The sequence below is a fragment of the Candidatus Pantoea soli genome, from assembly GCF_007833795.1.
In the GTDB taxonomy this organism is placed as follows: domain Bacteria; phylum Pseudomonadota; class Gammaproteobacteria; order Enterobacterales; family Enterobacteriaceae; genus Pantoea; species Pantoea soli.
Genome location: NZ_CP032702.1, coordinates 873,250 through 887,462, shown reverse-complemented (window position 1 = coordinate 887,462; position 14,213 = coordinate 873,250). Strand labels below are relative to the sequence as shown.

13 protein-coding genes are annotated in these 14,213 nt (G+C 58.4%); 6 read left to right on the top strand and 7 right to left on the bottom strand.

Annotation, left to right across the window (positions count from 1 at the left end):
- Positions 1 to 24 precede the first annotated feature (24 nt).
- Entirely contained in the window at positions 25 to 1,107 is a 1,083-nt protein-coding gene (gene ompC / locus D8B20_RS04010; RefSeq protein WP_145887342.1) for a porin OmpC, read from the top strand.
- Between the two features lie 99 nt (positions 1,108 to 1,206).
- Here ompC and crl read toward each other — a convergent pair whose 3' ends face one another.
- The 3 genes from crl to gpt form a co-directional block, all read right to left on the bottom strand.
- Positions 1,207 to 1,608, bottom strand: coding sequence for a sigma factor-binding protein Crl (crl, locus tag D8B20_RS04005; RefSeq protein ID WP_145887340.1), 402 nt, complete (start codon positions 1,606 to 1,608; stop codon positions 1,207 to 1,209).
- A gap of 107 nt (positions 1,609 to 1,715) precedes the next feature.
- Positions 1,716 to 2,963, bottom strand: coding sequence for an esterase FrsA (gene frsA, locus D8B20_RS04000; RefSeq protein WP_145887339.1), 1,248 nt, complete (start codon positions 2,961 to 2,963; stop codon positions 1,716 to 1,718).
- A gap of 120 nt (positions 2,964 to 3,083) precedes the next feature.
- A complete protein-coding gene (gene gpt, locus D8B20_RS03995) occupies positions 3,084 to 3,542 on the bottom strand; it encodes a xanthine phosphoribosyltransferase (RefSeq protein WP_021507279.1) in 459 nt (152 codons plus the stop codon).
- A gap of 253 nt (positions 3,543 to 3,795) precedes the next feature.
- On the opposite strand from gpt, the gene pepD reads away from it, so the two are divergent.
- Positions 3,796 to 5,256 carry a beta-Ala-His dipeptidase gene (pepD, locus tag D8B20_RS03990; protein WP_145887337.1) on the top strand — a complete coding sequence of 487 codons (1,461 nt, stop codon included), beginning with the start codon at positions 3,796 to 3,798 and terminating at the stop codon, positions 5,254 to 5,256.
- A 60-nt stretch (positions 5,257 to 5,316) separates the two neighbouring features.
- Here pepD and dinB read toward each other — a convergent pair whose 3' ends face one another.
- On the bottom strand, positions 5,317 to 6,372 hold the full coding sequence (gene dinB / locus D8B20_RS03985; RefSeq protein ID WP_145887335.1) for a DNA polymerase IV: 1,056 nt from the start codon (positions 6,370 to 6,372) through the stop codon (positions 5,317 to 5,319).
- A gap of 245 nt (positions 6,373 to 6,617) precedes the next feature.
- On the opposite strand from dinB, the gene dpaA reads away from it, so the two are divergent.
- On the top strand, positions 6,618 to 7,361 hold the full coding sequence (dpaA, locus tag D8B20_RS03980) for a peptidoglycan meso-diaminopimelic acid protein amidase (protein WP_145887333.1): 744 nt from the start codon (positions 6,618 to 6,620) through the stop codon (positions 7,359 to 7,361).
- Here the strand turns inward: dpaA and D8B20_RS03975 are convergent.
- Positions 7,332 to 8,099 (bottom strand): class II glutamine amidotransferase, encoded by a 768-nt coding sequence (locus D8B20_RS03975; RefSeq protein WP_145887331.1) that lies wholly within the window; start codon positions 8,097 to 8,099, stop codon positions 7,332 to 7,334. The genes dpaA and D8B20_RS03975 overlap by 30 nt on opposite strands.
- A 45-nt stretch (positions 8,100 to 8,144) precedes the next feature.
- Positions 8,145 to 8,726, bottom strand: coding sequence for a D-sedoheptulose 7-phosphate isomerase (gene lpcA, locus D8B20_RS03970; protein WP_145887330.1), 582 nt, complete (start codon positions 8,724 to 8,726; stop codon positions 8,145 to 8,147).
- 241 nt (positions 8,727 to 8,967) lie between these two features.
- On the opposite strand from lpcA, the gene fadE reads away from it, so the two are divergent.
- Entirely contained in the window at positions 8,968 to 11,412 is a 2,445-nt protein-coding gene (gene fadE / locus D8B20_RS03965; RefSeq protein ID WP_145887328.1) for an acyl-CoA dehydrogenase FadE, read from the top strand.
- A 34-nt stretch (positions 11,413 to 11,446) separates the two neighbouring features.
- Here fadE and D8B20_RS03960 read toward each other — a convergent pair whose 3' ends face one another.
- Entirely contained in the window at positions 11,447 to 12,139 is a 693-nt protein-coding gene (locus D8B20_RS03960; protein WP_145887326.1) for a hypothetical protein, read from the bottom strand.
- Positions 12,140 to 12,267: 128 nt separating this feature from the next.
- On the opposite strand from D8B20_RS03960, the gene D8B20_RS03955 reads away from it, so the two are divergent.
- Positions 12,268 to 13,428, top strand: a complete 1,161-nt coding sequence (locus D8B20_RS03955) for a pyridoxal phosphate-dependent aminotransferase (RefSeq protein ID WP_145887324.1) — start codon at positions 12,268 to 12,270, stop codon at positions 13,426 to 13,428.
- Positions 13,416 to 14,186, top strand: a complete 771-nt coding sequence (locus D8B20_RS03950; protein ID WP_145887322.1) for an amidohydrolase — start codon at positions 13,416 to 13,418, stop codon at positions 14,184 to 14,186. The genes D8B20_RS03955 and D8B20_RS03950 overlap by 13 nt, the downstream gene beginning before the upstream one ends.
- The last annotated feature ends 27 nt before the right edge of the window (positions 14,187 to 14,213 follow it).

Below are 14,213 nucleotides of genomic sequence, written 5' to 3'. Positions count from 1 at the left end.
TTTACTCATTGGGATTGATAGCAAATGAAGAAGAGCACACTGGCATTAGTCGTATCCGCGCTGGCACTGGCCTCTACCGCTCAAGCCGCAGAAATTTATAACAAAGACGGTAACAAACTGGATCTGTACGGTCGCGTTAAAGGCATGCACTACTTCAGTGACAACCCGGGTGCTGATGGCGACAAAACCTATATCCGTCTGGGCTTCAAAGGCCAGACGCAGATCAACGATCTGATGACCGGTTACGGCCAGTGGGAATATCAATTCCAGGGCAACCGCGCAGAAACCAACACCGATGCCAATATCGGTAACAAAACCCGTCTGGGCTTTGCCGGCCTGAAGTTCGGTAACTACGGCTCCGTGGATTACGGTCGCAACTATGGCGTGGTGTACGATGTTCTGGCCTGGACCGACGTGCTGCCGGAATTCGGCGGTGACAGCGCCTATACCGATACCTATATGCTGGGCCGTACGTCAGGCGTGGCAACTTACCGTAACAGCAACTTCTTCGGTCTGGTGGATGGTCTGCGCTTTGCCGTGCAGTATCAGGGTAAAAACGACACCACCAGCGCCAATGGCCGTTCAGATGTCACCAAACAGAACGGCGACGGCTACGGTGCATCACTGGGTTACACCCTGGGCGATACCGGTATCAGCCTGATGAGTGCCATCTCTTCTGCTGACCGCACCAACTCGCAGGATGTGACCACCCGTCTGGGTCGCGGTGACAAGGCGGAAGCCTGGGGCGCAGGAATCAAATACGATGCGAACAGCATCTACCTGGCGTCAACGTACTCAGAAACCCGCAACATGACGCCAATCACCGGCGGCGTAGCGAACAAAACGCAGAACTTTGAAGTGGTCGCTCAGTATCAGTTTGATTTCGGCCTGCGTCCTTCTCTGGCCTACGTGCAGAGCAAAGGAAAAGATATTGAAGGGATCGGCGACGCGGATATCGTGAAATACGTTGACGTTGCAATGACTTACTACTTTAACAAGAACATGTCTGCCATGGTTGACTACAAAATCAACCAGCTGGATGACAACAACCCGCTGAACATCAACAACGATGACGTTGTGGCAGTCGGCCTGACCTATCAGTTCTAAGCTGCGCACCAGGCGGAGTGAAGCCTGACGCGCAGTCACTACCCTTGTGTCTGTAAGCAAAGAGCCGGCTCATCACCGGCTCTTTTTTGTTGCCTGCGGTTAAGCCGTGAGCTTAACCGGCTCCTCTTTGAACCCGGCAGCCGGTTTCAGATCCAGCTTCAGATCGTGCAGCGTGGCTTTCAGGCGCTCATGAAAATTACGCAGCGTGCTTTCCACTTTCTCGTTGTTGTCTTTGCCTTTAATCGTGGCAACGCTCCAGTCACCGTCTTTATCAAACAGCCCGAAGTGGTATTCATAGGTGAAGTGATCCTGGTGGGCTTCCAGCGTCATCCACCAGCCCCAGAACTCGCGGCTCTCCGGAGCGGGTTTGACGTTAACGCAGGCAGCCAGGCAATCAAAGAAGAAACGCGTCTCTTCGCATTTCCCTTCACGGATATACGGCCCCAATTCGGTGAAGCGCTTAAGCAGGCGACTACGGGGGTGACCACTCGGTAACGTCATGCTAATTCTCTCCCTCAAATAAACCGTAAAAACTTCCGCCGCACTGAAAATGCGCGGCGTATACTTTCCCGGGTATAAGTTGTAGCAGAGGTTTCGCGTTTTGCCAGCTAGGCGCGCAACTGTTTTGTCAGCCAGTCACAAATCTGATTAAGCGCCTTCTCAAAGCTGTTGAAAACCGGCTTGCCGGGGATCGCCAGCAGCTTGCCCTGCGCCGACGAGCCGGCAATCAGCCGCGCTTCTTCTTCCGGGCTAAACAGATCGTCGGGCCAGTACGCAGCCAGCATTGGCAGCGGCGTGCGGCGGCCAAGCAGCCCCTGCACTTTCAGCGAATAGCGGTTGAGTTCAATGCGCAGATTACTGTCTGAGGTTGAAGACATGCCCAGACGGCTCGCCAGCATGTCCATATACATATCCGGCAGCTGCTGCTGGCGCTGCGTATCAACAAACACGCTGTGCACCATGGCACCCAGCGATGCCACCGCGCGCAGACGCGGCACCTCCAGATAGGCCAGCCGGGTGGCGATATTGGCGCCAAAGCGATAACCCAGCAGCGCCACGCGCGTATGGTCAATCCACGGCACATTACTCAGTTCACGCAGCACCTGCTGATGCAGCTGGCTGGTGTCCTGATTCAGCGTCCACTTGCTGCTAAACCCCACCGACGGCATATCCAGCGTCAGCATGGCGATGCCGCGTGGCGCCAGATAATCATGAAACAGGCGATAGTGATCGCTTTGCAGCGCATCAAGACCGCCGCACAGCAGCACGGTGGGATACGGTGCGGCGACCCGGGCGGGCATGTGCAGAAAGCCGGTGACCGGGCTGCCGCCGCTGATCGGAAACGTCAGCGCTTTCAGTTCGCCCGGCAGACGCTGCGTCGCCTCTTCATAGGCGCGGTTGGCCAGCACCTGTGCCTGATCAGCCAGTTCATCGCCTTTTATATAAGGATAAGCGGCCAGGCTGTAGAGGCTGGCGGCGTGCAGCCACTGCTGCCCCGCTTCCCCGGCCTGCGCGTTTTGCAGCGCCTTCTGCTGCCACAGCGCGGCCTGCTTCGACCACTCAAAGTTCCAGTTGCCGCTGCGATAGCCAATCACGGTGTCCAGCAGCGCCGGATCGGTATGGTCGGCGTCGCTGATGGCGATGCGCGCCAGCACTTCGCTGATCTCCTGCGGAGAGAGGCCGCGCCACGTCCACAGCAGCTTGTTCAGCATGCGATACCAGCCGCGCTGGGTATCCCCTTCCAGCGTGTTGTGCACCTGCGCCGCCGGGTGATGCTGACGGTGTACCAGAGAGGAGGTTTCAGGGTGTTTAAAGCGGGGTTTGAAGAGTTCTTCGCTGAGGTTTTTCCCGGTCATGATAAAGGTCTCCTGCGGCAGAGGCGGCAATGACCTGAAGTTTACTGCACCCGGCAGCGGTGCGCGAGGCGCAGAAAGCACAACGCCCGGCATAACCGGGCGTTGTTTGCGTGAAATCAATCAGCTTTTGACGATAGGCGGAATGTACACCACGCCCATATCCCACGGCTGTTCGATCCAGGTGTTCTGCGGAATGTCGACAATGTAGTCGTCCACCAGCGCACGGCCTGCCGGCTTGGCGAAGATGGTGCAGAAGCGCGCTTTCGGGTACATATCGCGAATCGCCTGCGCCGTGCCACCGGTGTCCACCAGGTCATCAATCACCACGAAGCCTTCACCGTCACCTTCGGCACGCTTCAGTACTTTCATTTCGCGCTGATGGTCATGATCGTAGCTGGAGATGCAAACGGTATCGACATAGCGAATACCCAGTTCACGCGCCAGCAGCGATGCCGGAACCAGACCACCGCGGCTGACCGCGATGATGCCCTTCCACTGTTCCACAGGAAGCAGGCGCTGGGCCAGTTTACGGGCATGAATCTGCAGCATGTCCCAGGTGACGACGTATTTTTCGCTCATAAAAGGAATCCCGGCCAATAAAATTGGCTTAAAAATATGCAAGGGGGAAAAGGTTGCGCGAGATTATAAGGATCTGACGCGTTAAAAACCAGCACCCGTCACACTGGTTGCAGGTTTTTAGCGCGCCCGGTGCGCACCCGGCGATAAACAGTGATATTCTCTGGCCCATCACGTCAGATGTGCTGACGGCGATCTTTTACTGGAAACCCGCGTGCGAGCGGTTTGTCCGCCGCGCTGACACAGGAGACGCGTTGTGTCTGAATTGTCTCAACTTTCCCCGCAGCCGCTGTGGGATATCTTCGCAAAAATCTGTTCCATTCCGCACCCTTCATATCATGAAGAAGCGCTGGCCGAGTACGTGGTTGGCTGGGCGAAAGCGCAAGGTTTCTGGGTCGAACGCGATCAGGTTGGCAATATCCTGATCCGCAAACCCGCCACCGCAGGCATGGAAAACCGCACCCCGGTCGCGCTGCAGGCGCACCTTGATATGGTGCCGCAGAAAAACAACGACACAGTGCACGACTTCACGAAAGATCCGATTCAGCCGTATGTCGATGGCGAATGGGTGAAAGCGCGCGGCACGACGCTGGGTGCCGATAACGGCATCGGTATGGCTTCGGCACTGGCGGTGCTGGCTGACAACAGCCTGACCCACGGTCCGCTGGAAGTGCTGCTGACCATGACCGAAGAGTCAGGCATGGACGGCGCGTTTGGTCTGCAGCCTGACTGGCTGCAGGCGGATATCCTGATCAACACCGATTCTGAAGAAGAGGGTGAGATCTACATGGGCTGCGCCGGAGGCATTGACTTTATCACCACCCTGCCGCTGCAGCGCGAGGCGGTTCCGGCAAACTTTGAAACCCTGAAGCTGACGCTGAAAGGTCTGAAAGGCGGCCACTCCGGTGCAGATATTCACCTTGGCCTCGGCAATGCCAACAAACTGCTGGCACGCTTCCTTGCGGCCCACGCGGCTGAGCTGGATATCCGTCTGATTTCATTTACCGGCGGTACGCTGCGTAATGCGATCCCGCGTGAAGCCTTCGCCACCCTAGCCGTCGACAGTCACAAAGTGGATGCGCTGAAATCGGCGGCGGCACACTTCCAGGCCACGCTGCAAAATGAGCTGGGCATGAAAGAGAAAAATGTGACCGTCGTGAGCGAGCCGCTGGCGCATCAGGGCGAGGCGCTGACCGCAGACAGCCGTGACCGTTTCATTAACCTGCTCAACAGCACGCCGAATGGCGTGATTCGCAACTCCGACGTGGCGAAAGGCGTGGTGGAAACCTCGCTTAACGTCGGCGTGGTCACGATGGCGCAGGACAGCGCAGAGATCATCTGCCTGATTCGTTCGCTGATTGACACCGGCAAAGACTGGGTGGTGGAAACCCTGACCTCGCTGGGCGCGCTGGCCGGTGCGAAAACCGCACCAAAAGGCGGCTACCCGGGCTGGCAGCCGGATGCCGATTCGCCCATCATGGCGCTGACGCGTAAGACTTATGAAGCGCTGTTTGGCAAAACGCCGAACATCCAGGTGATTCATGCGGGACTGGAGTGCGGTCTGTTCAAGAAGCCCTACCCGAACATGGATATGGTCTCAATTGGCCCGACCATCACGGGCCCGCACTCGCCGGATGAGCAGGTGCACATTGAGAGCGTCGGTCTGTACTGGAAACTGCTGACGGCGCTGCTGAATGTCGTCCCGGAAAAAGCCTGATTCCGCGTACTGAACGCTTCCCTGCCCGCGCGGCGGGGAAGCGTCATGCAGCGGCGTGTTTTACCAGCCCAGCACCAGCTGCCGCTCCAGCTGCGGATCCACCAGCGTGACATGCAGGCCTACCAGCCGCACGCCGCGTCCGGCACGCCGCTCCTCCCAGCTTTTCCGCGCCACGGCAATCATGTCCTCTTTGTTCAGCACCGGCCAGCTGTGCTCCTGCGTGGTTTGCTGAAAATCGTTAAACTTCAGCTTCACCCCCTGACGGGCAATCTGTTTGTCCGGGCGAATCAGCGTCAGGCGGCGATCCAGCTCCGCATATAAGAAATCAATAATCTCCAGGCACTGCTCCCAGTGGTGGATATCTTCCATCAGCGTTCGCTCCACGCCGAGCGATTTACGTTCGCGCTCGACCACCACATCGCGATCGTCAATGCCGTGGCTGCGCTCCCACAGGATGCGGCCAAACTTACCAAAGCGCTTCAGCAGGCGGGCCAGATCGGCCTGCTGCACGTCGGCGCAGGTGTGCATGCCCATCTCCTCCAGTTTTTTCGTAGCCACCTTACCGACGCCGGGAATTTTGCTGAGCGGCAACGTCAGCAGAAAATCCGGCATCGCCTGCGGTGTGATCACAAACTGGCCGTTGGGTTTATTGAGATCGGAGGCGATTTTGGCGAGAAATTTAATCGGAGCAATGCCCGCAGAGGCCGTCAGCCCGGTTTCGCGCGCGATATCGGCGCGAATCGCCTGCGCCATCAGCGTGGCCGATCCCTGACAGTGCGGGCTGTCAGTGACATCCAGATAGGCTTCATCCAGCGACAGCGGTTCGATGAGCGACGTGTAGCGCGTAAAAATTTCCCGAATCTGGCGCGACGCTTCTTTATAGGCGTCGAAGCGGCCGGGCAACAGGCGCAGATGCGGACAGAGGCGCAGCGCTGTCGCGGTGGGCATCGCGCTGCGCACGCCATATTTGCGCGCCGGGTAGTTGGCCGTACTGATGACGCCACGCTGGACGCGACTGCCACCAATGGCGATGGGAATATCACGCAGGGTGGGATCATCACGCATCTCAACGGCAGCAAAAAAGCAGTCCATATCAACATGTATGATTTTGCGCATCTGCCCCTCCCAAACACTGGATAAGTATACAGCAGCGAAAAGGAACGGCAATATTTGTGGCGGGACAGAATAAAGTTTACAAAATTCTGGCCGTCTTCTCTCTCAGATTGCGCGATTTTCCAAGACTCTGACTTGATTAAAAGCCAGACAATGATAATGTTGCGCTGCGGTAGCGGATATTTCCGATAATGCAATCCAGCGACGCGCTGCGTCACCGTTTCTCTTCACTTCAGGGTACACACAGAATGGGCAGAATCGCACTATTGCTTGCGATGATTCTTATGCCAGTCCTTAGTTGGGCAATCACTCCGGAACCAGCGCAGCCTCTGGCTCCGGTGAGCAAAGAGTTAAAGAAACAATTACTTGGCACGCCAGTTTTTATTCAGATCTTCAAGGAAGAGCGGACGCTGGAACTCTACGGCAAAATCGGCAATGAGTTCCGTCTGCTGGACAGCTACCGCATCTGCAACTTTTCCGGCGGCCTGGGGCCAAAGCGCCGTCAGGGCGATTTTAAAAGCCCGGAAGGGTTTTATAACGTCAGGCTTAATCAGTTAAAACCGGACAGCCGTTTTTACCGGGCCATCAATACCGGCTTCCCGAATCAGTACGATCGTGCCAAAGGCTATAACGGCAACTATCTGATGATTCACGGCGACTGTGTTTCGATTGGCTGCTATGCGATGACCAATGCGTCGATGGATGAGATCTACACCTACGTAAACGCCGCGCTGCGTAATGGTCAGCAGGATGTGCAGGTGAATATCTACCCGTTCCGCATGACGGAAAGCAATATGCAGCGCCATCGCTACTCGACTTACATCAGCTTCTGGCGTGAGCTGCAGCCTGGCTACGCGTATTTCGCACAGTACCATGTGCCGCCGACCGTGAATGTCACGGCAACCGGTCAGTATGCGGTGAATAACACGCCGGTGCTCGGCACACCGGACGCGGCGTCGAAATCATTCCTCGCGCTCACCCAGGCAAAATAATGCCCACTCCCCTGGCGCTATCCGGTGCCAGGTTTCATTGCCTGTCAGCGGCTGTGTGGCAATGACCGTGACCACGTCTCTGGGCGTGGTCTGCTGCATAAAATCAATCTCCACGTCCTGATCCAGCAGCTTGGCTTTGCCAAAGGGCGCGCGCCGCGTGATCCAGTAAAGATTGGTGGAGCAGAACGCCATCAGATAACGTCCATCCGACAGCAGCATATTGAACACCCCCTTCTGCCGCAGCTCCGTGGCCAGCTCCGCCACATAGCGAAACACCGCCGGCCAGTTCCCGGGCGTCCTCGGGTAGCGCGTTGCCAGCTTGTGCAGGATCCAGCAGAACGCTTTTTCGCTGTCGGTTTCGCCTACCGGCCGGAAATGTCCGGTCTCCAGCTGGCGATACCCTTTCAGCTGGCCGTTGTGCGCGTAGGTCCAGTTGCGTCCCCACAGCTCACGGGTAAACGGATGGGTATTCTCCAGCGAAACCTGACCGCGATTAGCCTGACGGATATGCGCCACCACCGAATGTGACTTGATCGGGTACTCCTGTACCAGACGGGCAATCGGCGAGTTAAAACTGGGCAGGGGATCTTTAAACGTACGGCAGCCTTTATCTTCATAAAAGGTAATGCCCCAGCCATCTTTGTGCGGCCCGGTCCCACCGCCACGCTGCACCAGACCGGTAAAACTGAAACAGATATCCGTAGGGACATTGGCGCTCATCCCGAGCAATTCGCACATAGCTACCGCCTTAGCAGAACCTCCCGCCAGCGCAGGAGGCACACGTCATGACTTAACCATCTCTTTTTCAATCAGCAGCATCAGGATATGGATCACCTTGATGTGGATCTCCTGAATACGGTCGGCATAGCCAAAGTGCGGCACGCGAATTTCAATGTCGGCACTGCCTGCCATTTTGCCGCCATCTTTGCCGGTCAGGGTGATCACTTTCATGCCCTTCGCGCGCGCCGCGTCTATCGCTTTAATGATGTTAGCCGAGTTGCCAGAGGTCGAGAGACCCAGCAGCACATCGCCCTCGCGCCCCACCGCCTCCACATAGCGTGAAAAGACGTGGTCATAGCCGAAATCGTTGCTGACGCAGGACATATGGCTGACATCGGAGATGGCAATCGCCGGGTAACCAGGACGGTTTTCACGGTAGCGTCCGGTCAGCTCTTCAGCGAAGTGCATGGCATCGCAGTGTGAACCACCGTTACCACAGGAGAGCACCTTGCCGCCGGCTTTAAAGCTATCGGCCAGCAGTACCGCAGCACGCTGAATGGCGTGAATGTTCGCCTCATCACTCAGGAATTTAGTGAGCGTATCGGCTGCTTCGTTGAGTTCTGAGCGAATAATGTCCTGATACATAGCGGTGTCCTTCAGAGGATAAATTGACCCGGCAAGTTTAACGGAATGGCGCAACGCCGCAAAGCGCCCGCACGCAGGAAAAGCGCGGCGCGGTCGCAGCAGCGGCGGTTGTGCGGGCACGCTATGGCGATTTTGTGAGATCCGTTGTAATTGCGGTGTAAACAGATTGCTAAATCGCCGCCGCTGCTCTAAACCTGTTACCAACAGGTCAGACCTCTTACTACTTACGGAGCGGTTCATTATGTTGCTTGCCTCGATTATCGCAACGCTGCTACTGGTCGGCGTTCTCTTCTACCATCAGGTTTCACTGCGTCTCAGTAGCGCCATTGTGCTGTTATGGACCGCGGCGCTGGCTGCCGCCGGTTTATGGACGCCATGGCTGCTGCTGCCGCTGGCGATTATCCTGCTGCCGTTTAACCTGCCCGCTATGCGTCGCAGTCTGTTCTCCGGACCGGTGCTGCACCGTTTCCGCAAGGTGATGCCGCCAATGTCACGCACGGAAAAAGAAGCGATCGATGCCGGGACGACCTGGTGGGAAGGCGATCTGTTTCGCGGCAAACCGGACTGGCAGAAACTGCACAACTATCCGCAGCCGCGCCTGACGGAAGAGGAGCAGGCGTTTCTGGATGGTCCGGTAGAAGAAGCCTGCCGCATGGCCAATGATTTTGAAATCACGCATGAAATGGCCGATCTGCCGCCTGAGCTGTGGGCCTACCTGAAGCAGCATCGCTTCTTTGCCATGATCATCAAAAAAGAGTACGGCGGGCTGGAGTTTTCCGCCTATGCCCAGGCGCGGGTACTGCAGAAACTGGCTGGCGTGTCAGGCATCCTGGCGATCACCGTGGGTGTGCCTAACTCACTCGGCCCGGGTGAACTGCTGCAGCATTATGGTACCGATGCGCAGAAGGATCACTACCTGCCCCGGCTGGCGCGCGGCGATGAAATTCCCTGCTTTGCGCTGACCAGCCCGGAAGCGGGTTCTGATGCCGGTGCCATTCCGGATACCGGCGTGGTGTGCATGGGTGACTGGCAGGGTCAGCAGGTGCTGGGCATGCGCCTGACCTGGAACAAACGCTATATCACGCTGGCCCCGATCGCCACCGTACTGGGCCTGGCATTCAAACTGTCCGATCCCGATCATCTGCTGGGTGAGACGGAAGAGCTGGGCATTACCTGTGCGCTTATCCCGACGCACACGCCGGGCGTTGAGATCGGCAAACGCCACTTCCCGCTGAACGTACCGTTCCAGAATGGCCCCACGCGCGGAAAAGACATCTTTGTGCCGATTGACTACATCATCGGCGGCCCGGCGATGGCCGGCCAGGGCTGGCGTATGCTGGTGGAGTGTCTGTCCGTCGGACGCGGCATCACGCTGCCTTCAAACTCAACCGGCAGCCTGAAAAGTCTGGCGCTGGCCACCGGTGCATATGCGCATATCCGCCGTCAGTTCAAAGTCTCTATCGGTAAGATGGAAGGGATCGAGGAGCCGCTGGCACGTATCGCCGGTAATGCCTACGTGATGGATGCTGCTGCCACGCTGATCACCAGCGGTATCATGCTGGGTGAAAAACCGGCGGTACTGTCGGCGATTGTAAAATATCACTGCACCCATCGTGGCCAGCGCGCCATCATTGACGCCATGGACATTGCCGGTGGTAAAGGCATTATGCTGGGCGATAACAACTTCCTGGCGCGTGCCTATCAGGGTGCGCCCATCGCCATCACCGTGGAAGGGGCCAACATCCTGACGCGCAGCATGATTATCTTTGGTCAGGGTGCGATCCGCTGCCATCCATGGGTGCTGACGGAGATGGACGCAGCCGCGAAAAACGATCTGGCCCTGTTTGATCACGCGCTGTTCAGCCACGTCGGCCACGTTGGCAGCAGTCTGGTACGCAGCCTGTGGCTGGGCCTGACCGGCGGCCGCACCAGCGCCGCACCGACCCGAGATGTCACCCGACGCTATTATCAGCAGATCAACCGCCTGAGCGCGAATCTGGCGCTGCTGTCAGATGTCTCCATGGCGGTATTAGGCGGCAGCCTGAAACGCCGCGAACGTATCTCGGCGCGCCTTGGCGATGTGCTGAGCCAGATGTACCTCGCCTCTGCCACCCTGAAACGCTACGACGATGAAGGCCGCAATGAAGCCGATTTGCCGCTGGTGCACTGGGGCGTAAAGGATGCCCTGCATCAGGCTGAAGTGGCGATGGACGATCTGCTGCGCAACTTCCCGCAGCGTCTGGTGGCCGGTGCGCTGCGCATGGTGATTTTTGCTGGCGGCCGTCACTGCCCGGCACCGTCCGACAGATTGGATCATACGCTGGCAAAACTGCTGCAGCTGCCGTCTGCCACCCGCACCCGGCTGGGCCGCGGTCAGTACCTGACGCCAAGCGAACACAACCCGGCAGGTCAGCTGGAGCAGGCGCTGCAGGATGTCATGGCGGCTGAGGTGATTCACGATCGGCTGTGTAAACAGCAGAAGAAAAATCTGTCGTTTACCCGTCTGGATGCGCTGGCGCAGCGCGCGCTGAAAGAGGGCTGGATCACCGAGGCAGAAGCCAGCGTGCTGGCCCGCGCCGAAGCCAGCCGGCTGAAAGCCATCAATGTCGATGAGTTTGCACCGGAAGCGCTGGCGGCGCCGAAGCCGCAAAGCAAACCTCAGGCGCGGCCCAGCGAAGCCGCGTAAAAAGAGAAAAGCCTCCGTCCGGAGGCTTTTTTATTTAGCCTGCCTGCCGAATACGGGCAATCAGCGCATCAGCATCGGCAATATGCGGCGCGGCCAGCAGCAGTGCGCTTCCCAGCGTCCGGCAGTGGCTGACACAGTCGGCGCGCATCGCGTCATCACGGATAGCACAGAAATCTGCCAGCCGCGCCGCGCCGGCGCTGCGGCGCAGCAACCCGATGGCGCAGTAGCCAATGGCGTCGGTCCAGACCTGCTGCAGAAACAGCCCGGCAGCCTCTGTGCCGGCAAATTCATCCTGCGGATGCTGTCCGAACTGCGCCACGAAATGATGGGCGAAGCTGTCCCATAAGGCGTGAACATCGCTGAGGCGCTGCTCGCGCGCATCCGCCGCCTCACGCGGCGGCAGCAGACCCGGTAAACCACAGTAATTAATCAGCAGATCGGCCAGTGCACTGCCGACATCAAATCCCATTGGCCCGTGGTGGCCGCTGGCAAGACGGGTTTCGCAATGAGTCAGAAAACGCAGCTGCAGACTGGCCAGCGCCAGGCGCTGCGCCTTGTCCTGTTGCCATGCCGGCGTACGGCTAAAGCTGAACGGGCTGTCGCTCTGGTCGCCCGCCAGCGTCACCGGCTGGTTCGGGGCGCGCCACACCGCATGGGTCAGCAGCTGCTGCGCCAGTTGCTCACCGGTTGCCTGCGCCCGCGCGGAGATTTCATGATGATGCACCATTTTCTGCTCCTGATTACCGTGACTTTAGACGTCTAAGCGTCTCGATTGCCAAATGTTAACATTCTGCTTATAGTGGCAGCAACTCAGGGTTACTCCACCACGTTATTCGTGCGTAAGGTTATTCCATCATGACGCAGCCCAATCTGATCCCCGCCAGCAAATTACCTGCGCTTGGCACCACGATTTTTACGCAAATGAGCGCCCTCGCCGCCCGCCACAACGCCATTAATCTGTCACAGGGCTTTCCGGATTTCAGCGGCCCGGACTACCTGCAGGCGCGGCTGGCGTATCACGTCAGCCAGGGGGCGAACCAGTATGCGCCGATGACCGGCGTGCTGCCGCTGCGCGAAGCCATTGCCGACAAAACCGCCGCGCTTTACGACTACCGGCCAGACCCTGAGCACGACATTACCGTCACCGCCGGGGCCACCGAAGCGCTTTATGCCGCCATTACCGCACTGGTGCGTCCGGGTGATGAAGTGATCTGTTTTGATCCCAGCTATGACAGCTACGCCCCGGCGGTCACGCTGGCGGGTGGCGTGCTGAAACGCCTCGCGCTGCAGCCGCCGGCCTTTCGTCCGGACTGGCAGGCATTTCGCCAGCAGCTCAGCGCGAAGACCCGGCTGGTCATCATCAATACGCCGCACAATCCCACGGCCACCGTCTGGTCAGACAGCGATTTTACCGCACTGTGGCAGGCGATCGCCGCGCAGGAAATTTATGTGCTGAGCGATGAGGTATATGAGCATATCTGCTTTGCTGAACAGGGACACGCCAGCGTACTGGCGCATGCCGGGTTGCGTCAGCGTGCCGTAGCCGTCTCCTCTTTCGGCAAAACCTTCCACATGACCGGCTGGAAAGTGGGCTATTGCATCGCCCCTGCCGCACTCAGCGCGGAAATCCGCAAGGTTCATCAGTACCTGACGTTTTCCGTCAATACGCCGGCACAGCTGGCGCTGGCCGATATGCTGCGCACCCGGCCTGAACACTATCAGCAGCTGCCAGCCTTTTACCGTGCGCGGCGCGATCGCCTGACGCAGGCGCTGGCTGCCAGCCGCTTTAAGGTGCTGCCCTGCACCGGCACATACTTTTTGCTGGCGGATTACAGCGCCCTGTCAGACAGGGACGACGTCAGCTTCTGCGAGTGGTTAACGCGCGAAGCCGGTGTGGCGGCGATCCCGCTCTCCGTGTTCTGCGCAGACCCTTTCCCGCACCGGCTGATTCGCCTGTGCTTTGCCAAACAGGAAGCGACGCTTGACGCCGCTGCGGAGCGCTTATGTCAGCTTTAAAAATAACAGTTCTGCAGGAGACCCTGAGCTGGATGGATGGTGCGGCCAATCTGCGCCATTTTGACAGCGTTCTCTCCACCGTCACCGGACGCGATTTAATTCTGTTGCCGGAAATGTTCACCACCGGATTCGCCATGGAGGCGGCCGACAGCTCGCTGCCGCAGGAAGAGGTCGTGGCGTGGCTGCACGGCCATGCGCAGCGCACGCAGGCGTTGATTGGTGGCAGCGCCGCGCTGCAAACCGCACGCGGCGCCGTCAACCGTTTTCTGCTGGTTGAGCCCGACGGAACGCTGCATCAGTACGATAAACGCCATCTGTTTCGCATGGCAAATGAGCATCAGCACTATGTGCCGGGTGAGGCGCGAACGGTGATCCACTGGCGCGGCTGGCGGATACTGCCGCAGATTTGCTATGACCTGCGCTTTCCGGTGTTCTCACGCAATCACAACGACTACGATCTGGCGCTGTATGTCGCGAACTGGCCGGCACCGCGTGCGCTGCACTGGCAAGCCCTGCTGCTGGCGCGCGCGATTGAAAATCAGGCCTATGTCGCCGGTTGCAATCGGGTCGGCAGCGATGGCAATCAGCATCAGTACAGCGGTGACAGCCGCATTATTTCACCGCAGGGTGAGATTCTGGCCGCTGGCGACCCCTTTGCCCGCGCTCGTCTTGACGCCGAACTTTCGCTGAACGATCTGCAGGCCTATCGCGAACGCTTTCCGGCGTGGCGTGACGCCGATGCCTTTAGCCTGAAATAAAAAAACCCCGGCAGGCCGGGGTTGGTT

Excerpts from the sequence above, each read along its gene's own strand:
- ompC (WP_145887342.1), top strand. The coding sequence starts at position 25 with ATGAAGAAGAGCACACTGGCATTAGTCGTATCCGCGCTGGCACTGGCC.
- crl (WP_145887340.1), bottom strand. The coding sequence starts at position 1,608 with ATGACGTTACCGAGTGGTCACCCCCGTAGTCGCCTGCTTAAGCGCTTC.
- frsA (WP_145887339.1), bottom strand. The coding sequence starts at position 2,963 with ATGACCGGGAAAAACCTCAGCGAAGAACTCTTCAAACCCCGCTTTAAA.
- gpt (WP_021507279.1), bottom strand. The coding sequence starts at position 3,542 with ATGAGCGAAAAATACGTCGTCACCTGGGACATGCTGCAGATTCATGCC.
- dinB (WP_145887335.1), bottom strand. The coding sequence starts at position 6,372 with ATGCGCAAAATCATACATGTTGATATGGACTGCTTTTTTGCTGCCGTT.
- dpaA (WP_145887333.1), top strand. The coding sequence starts at position 6,618 with ATGGGCAGAATCGCACTATTGCTTGCGATGATTCTTATGCCAGTCCTT.
- D8B20_RS03975 (WP_145887331.1), bottom strand. The coding sequence starts at position 8,099 with ATGTGCGAATTGCTCGGGATGAGCGCCAATGTCCCTACGGATATCTGT.
- lpcA (WP_145887330.1), bottom strand. The coding sequence starts at position 8,726 with ATGTATCAGGACATTATTCGCTCAGAACTCAACGAAGCAGCCGATACG.
- fadE (WP_145887328.1), top strand. The coding sequence starts at position 8,968 with ATGTTGCTTGCCTCGATTATCGCAACGCTGCTACTGGTCGGCGTTCTC.
- D8B20_RS03960 (WP_145887326.1), bottom strand. The coding sequence starts at position 12,139 with ATGGTGCATCATCATGAAATCTCCGCGCGGGCGCAGGCAACCGGTGAG.
- D8B20_RS03955 (WP_145887324.1), top strand. The coding sequence starts at position 12,268 with ATGACGCAGCCCAATCTGATCCCCGCCAGCAAATTACCTGCGCTTGGC.
- D8B20_RS03950 (WP_145887322.1), top strand. The coding sequence starts at position 13,416 with ATGTCAGCTTTAAAAATAACAGTTCTGCAGGAGACCCTGAGCTGGATG.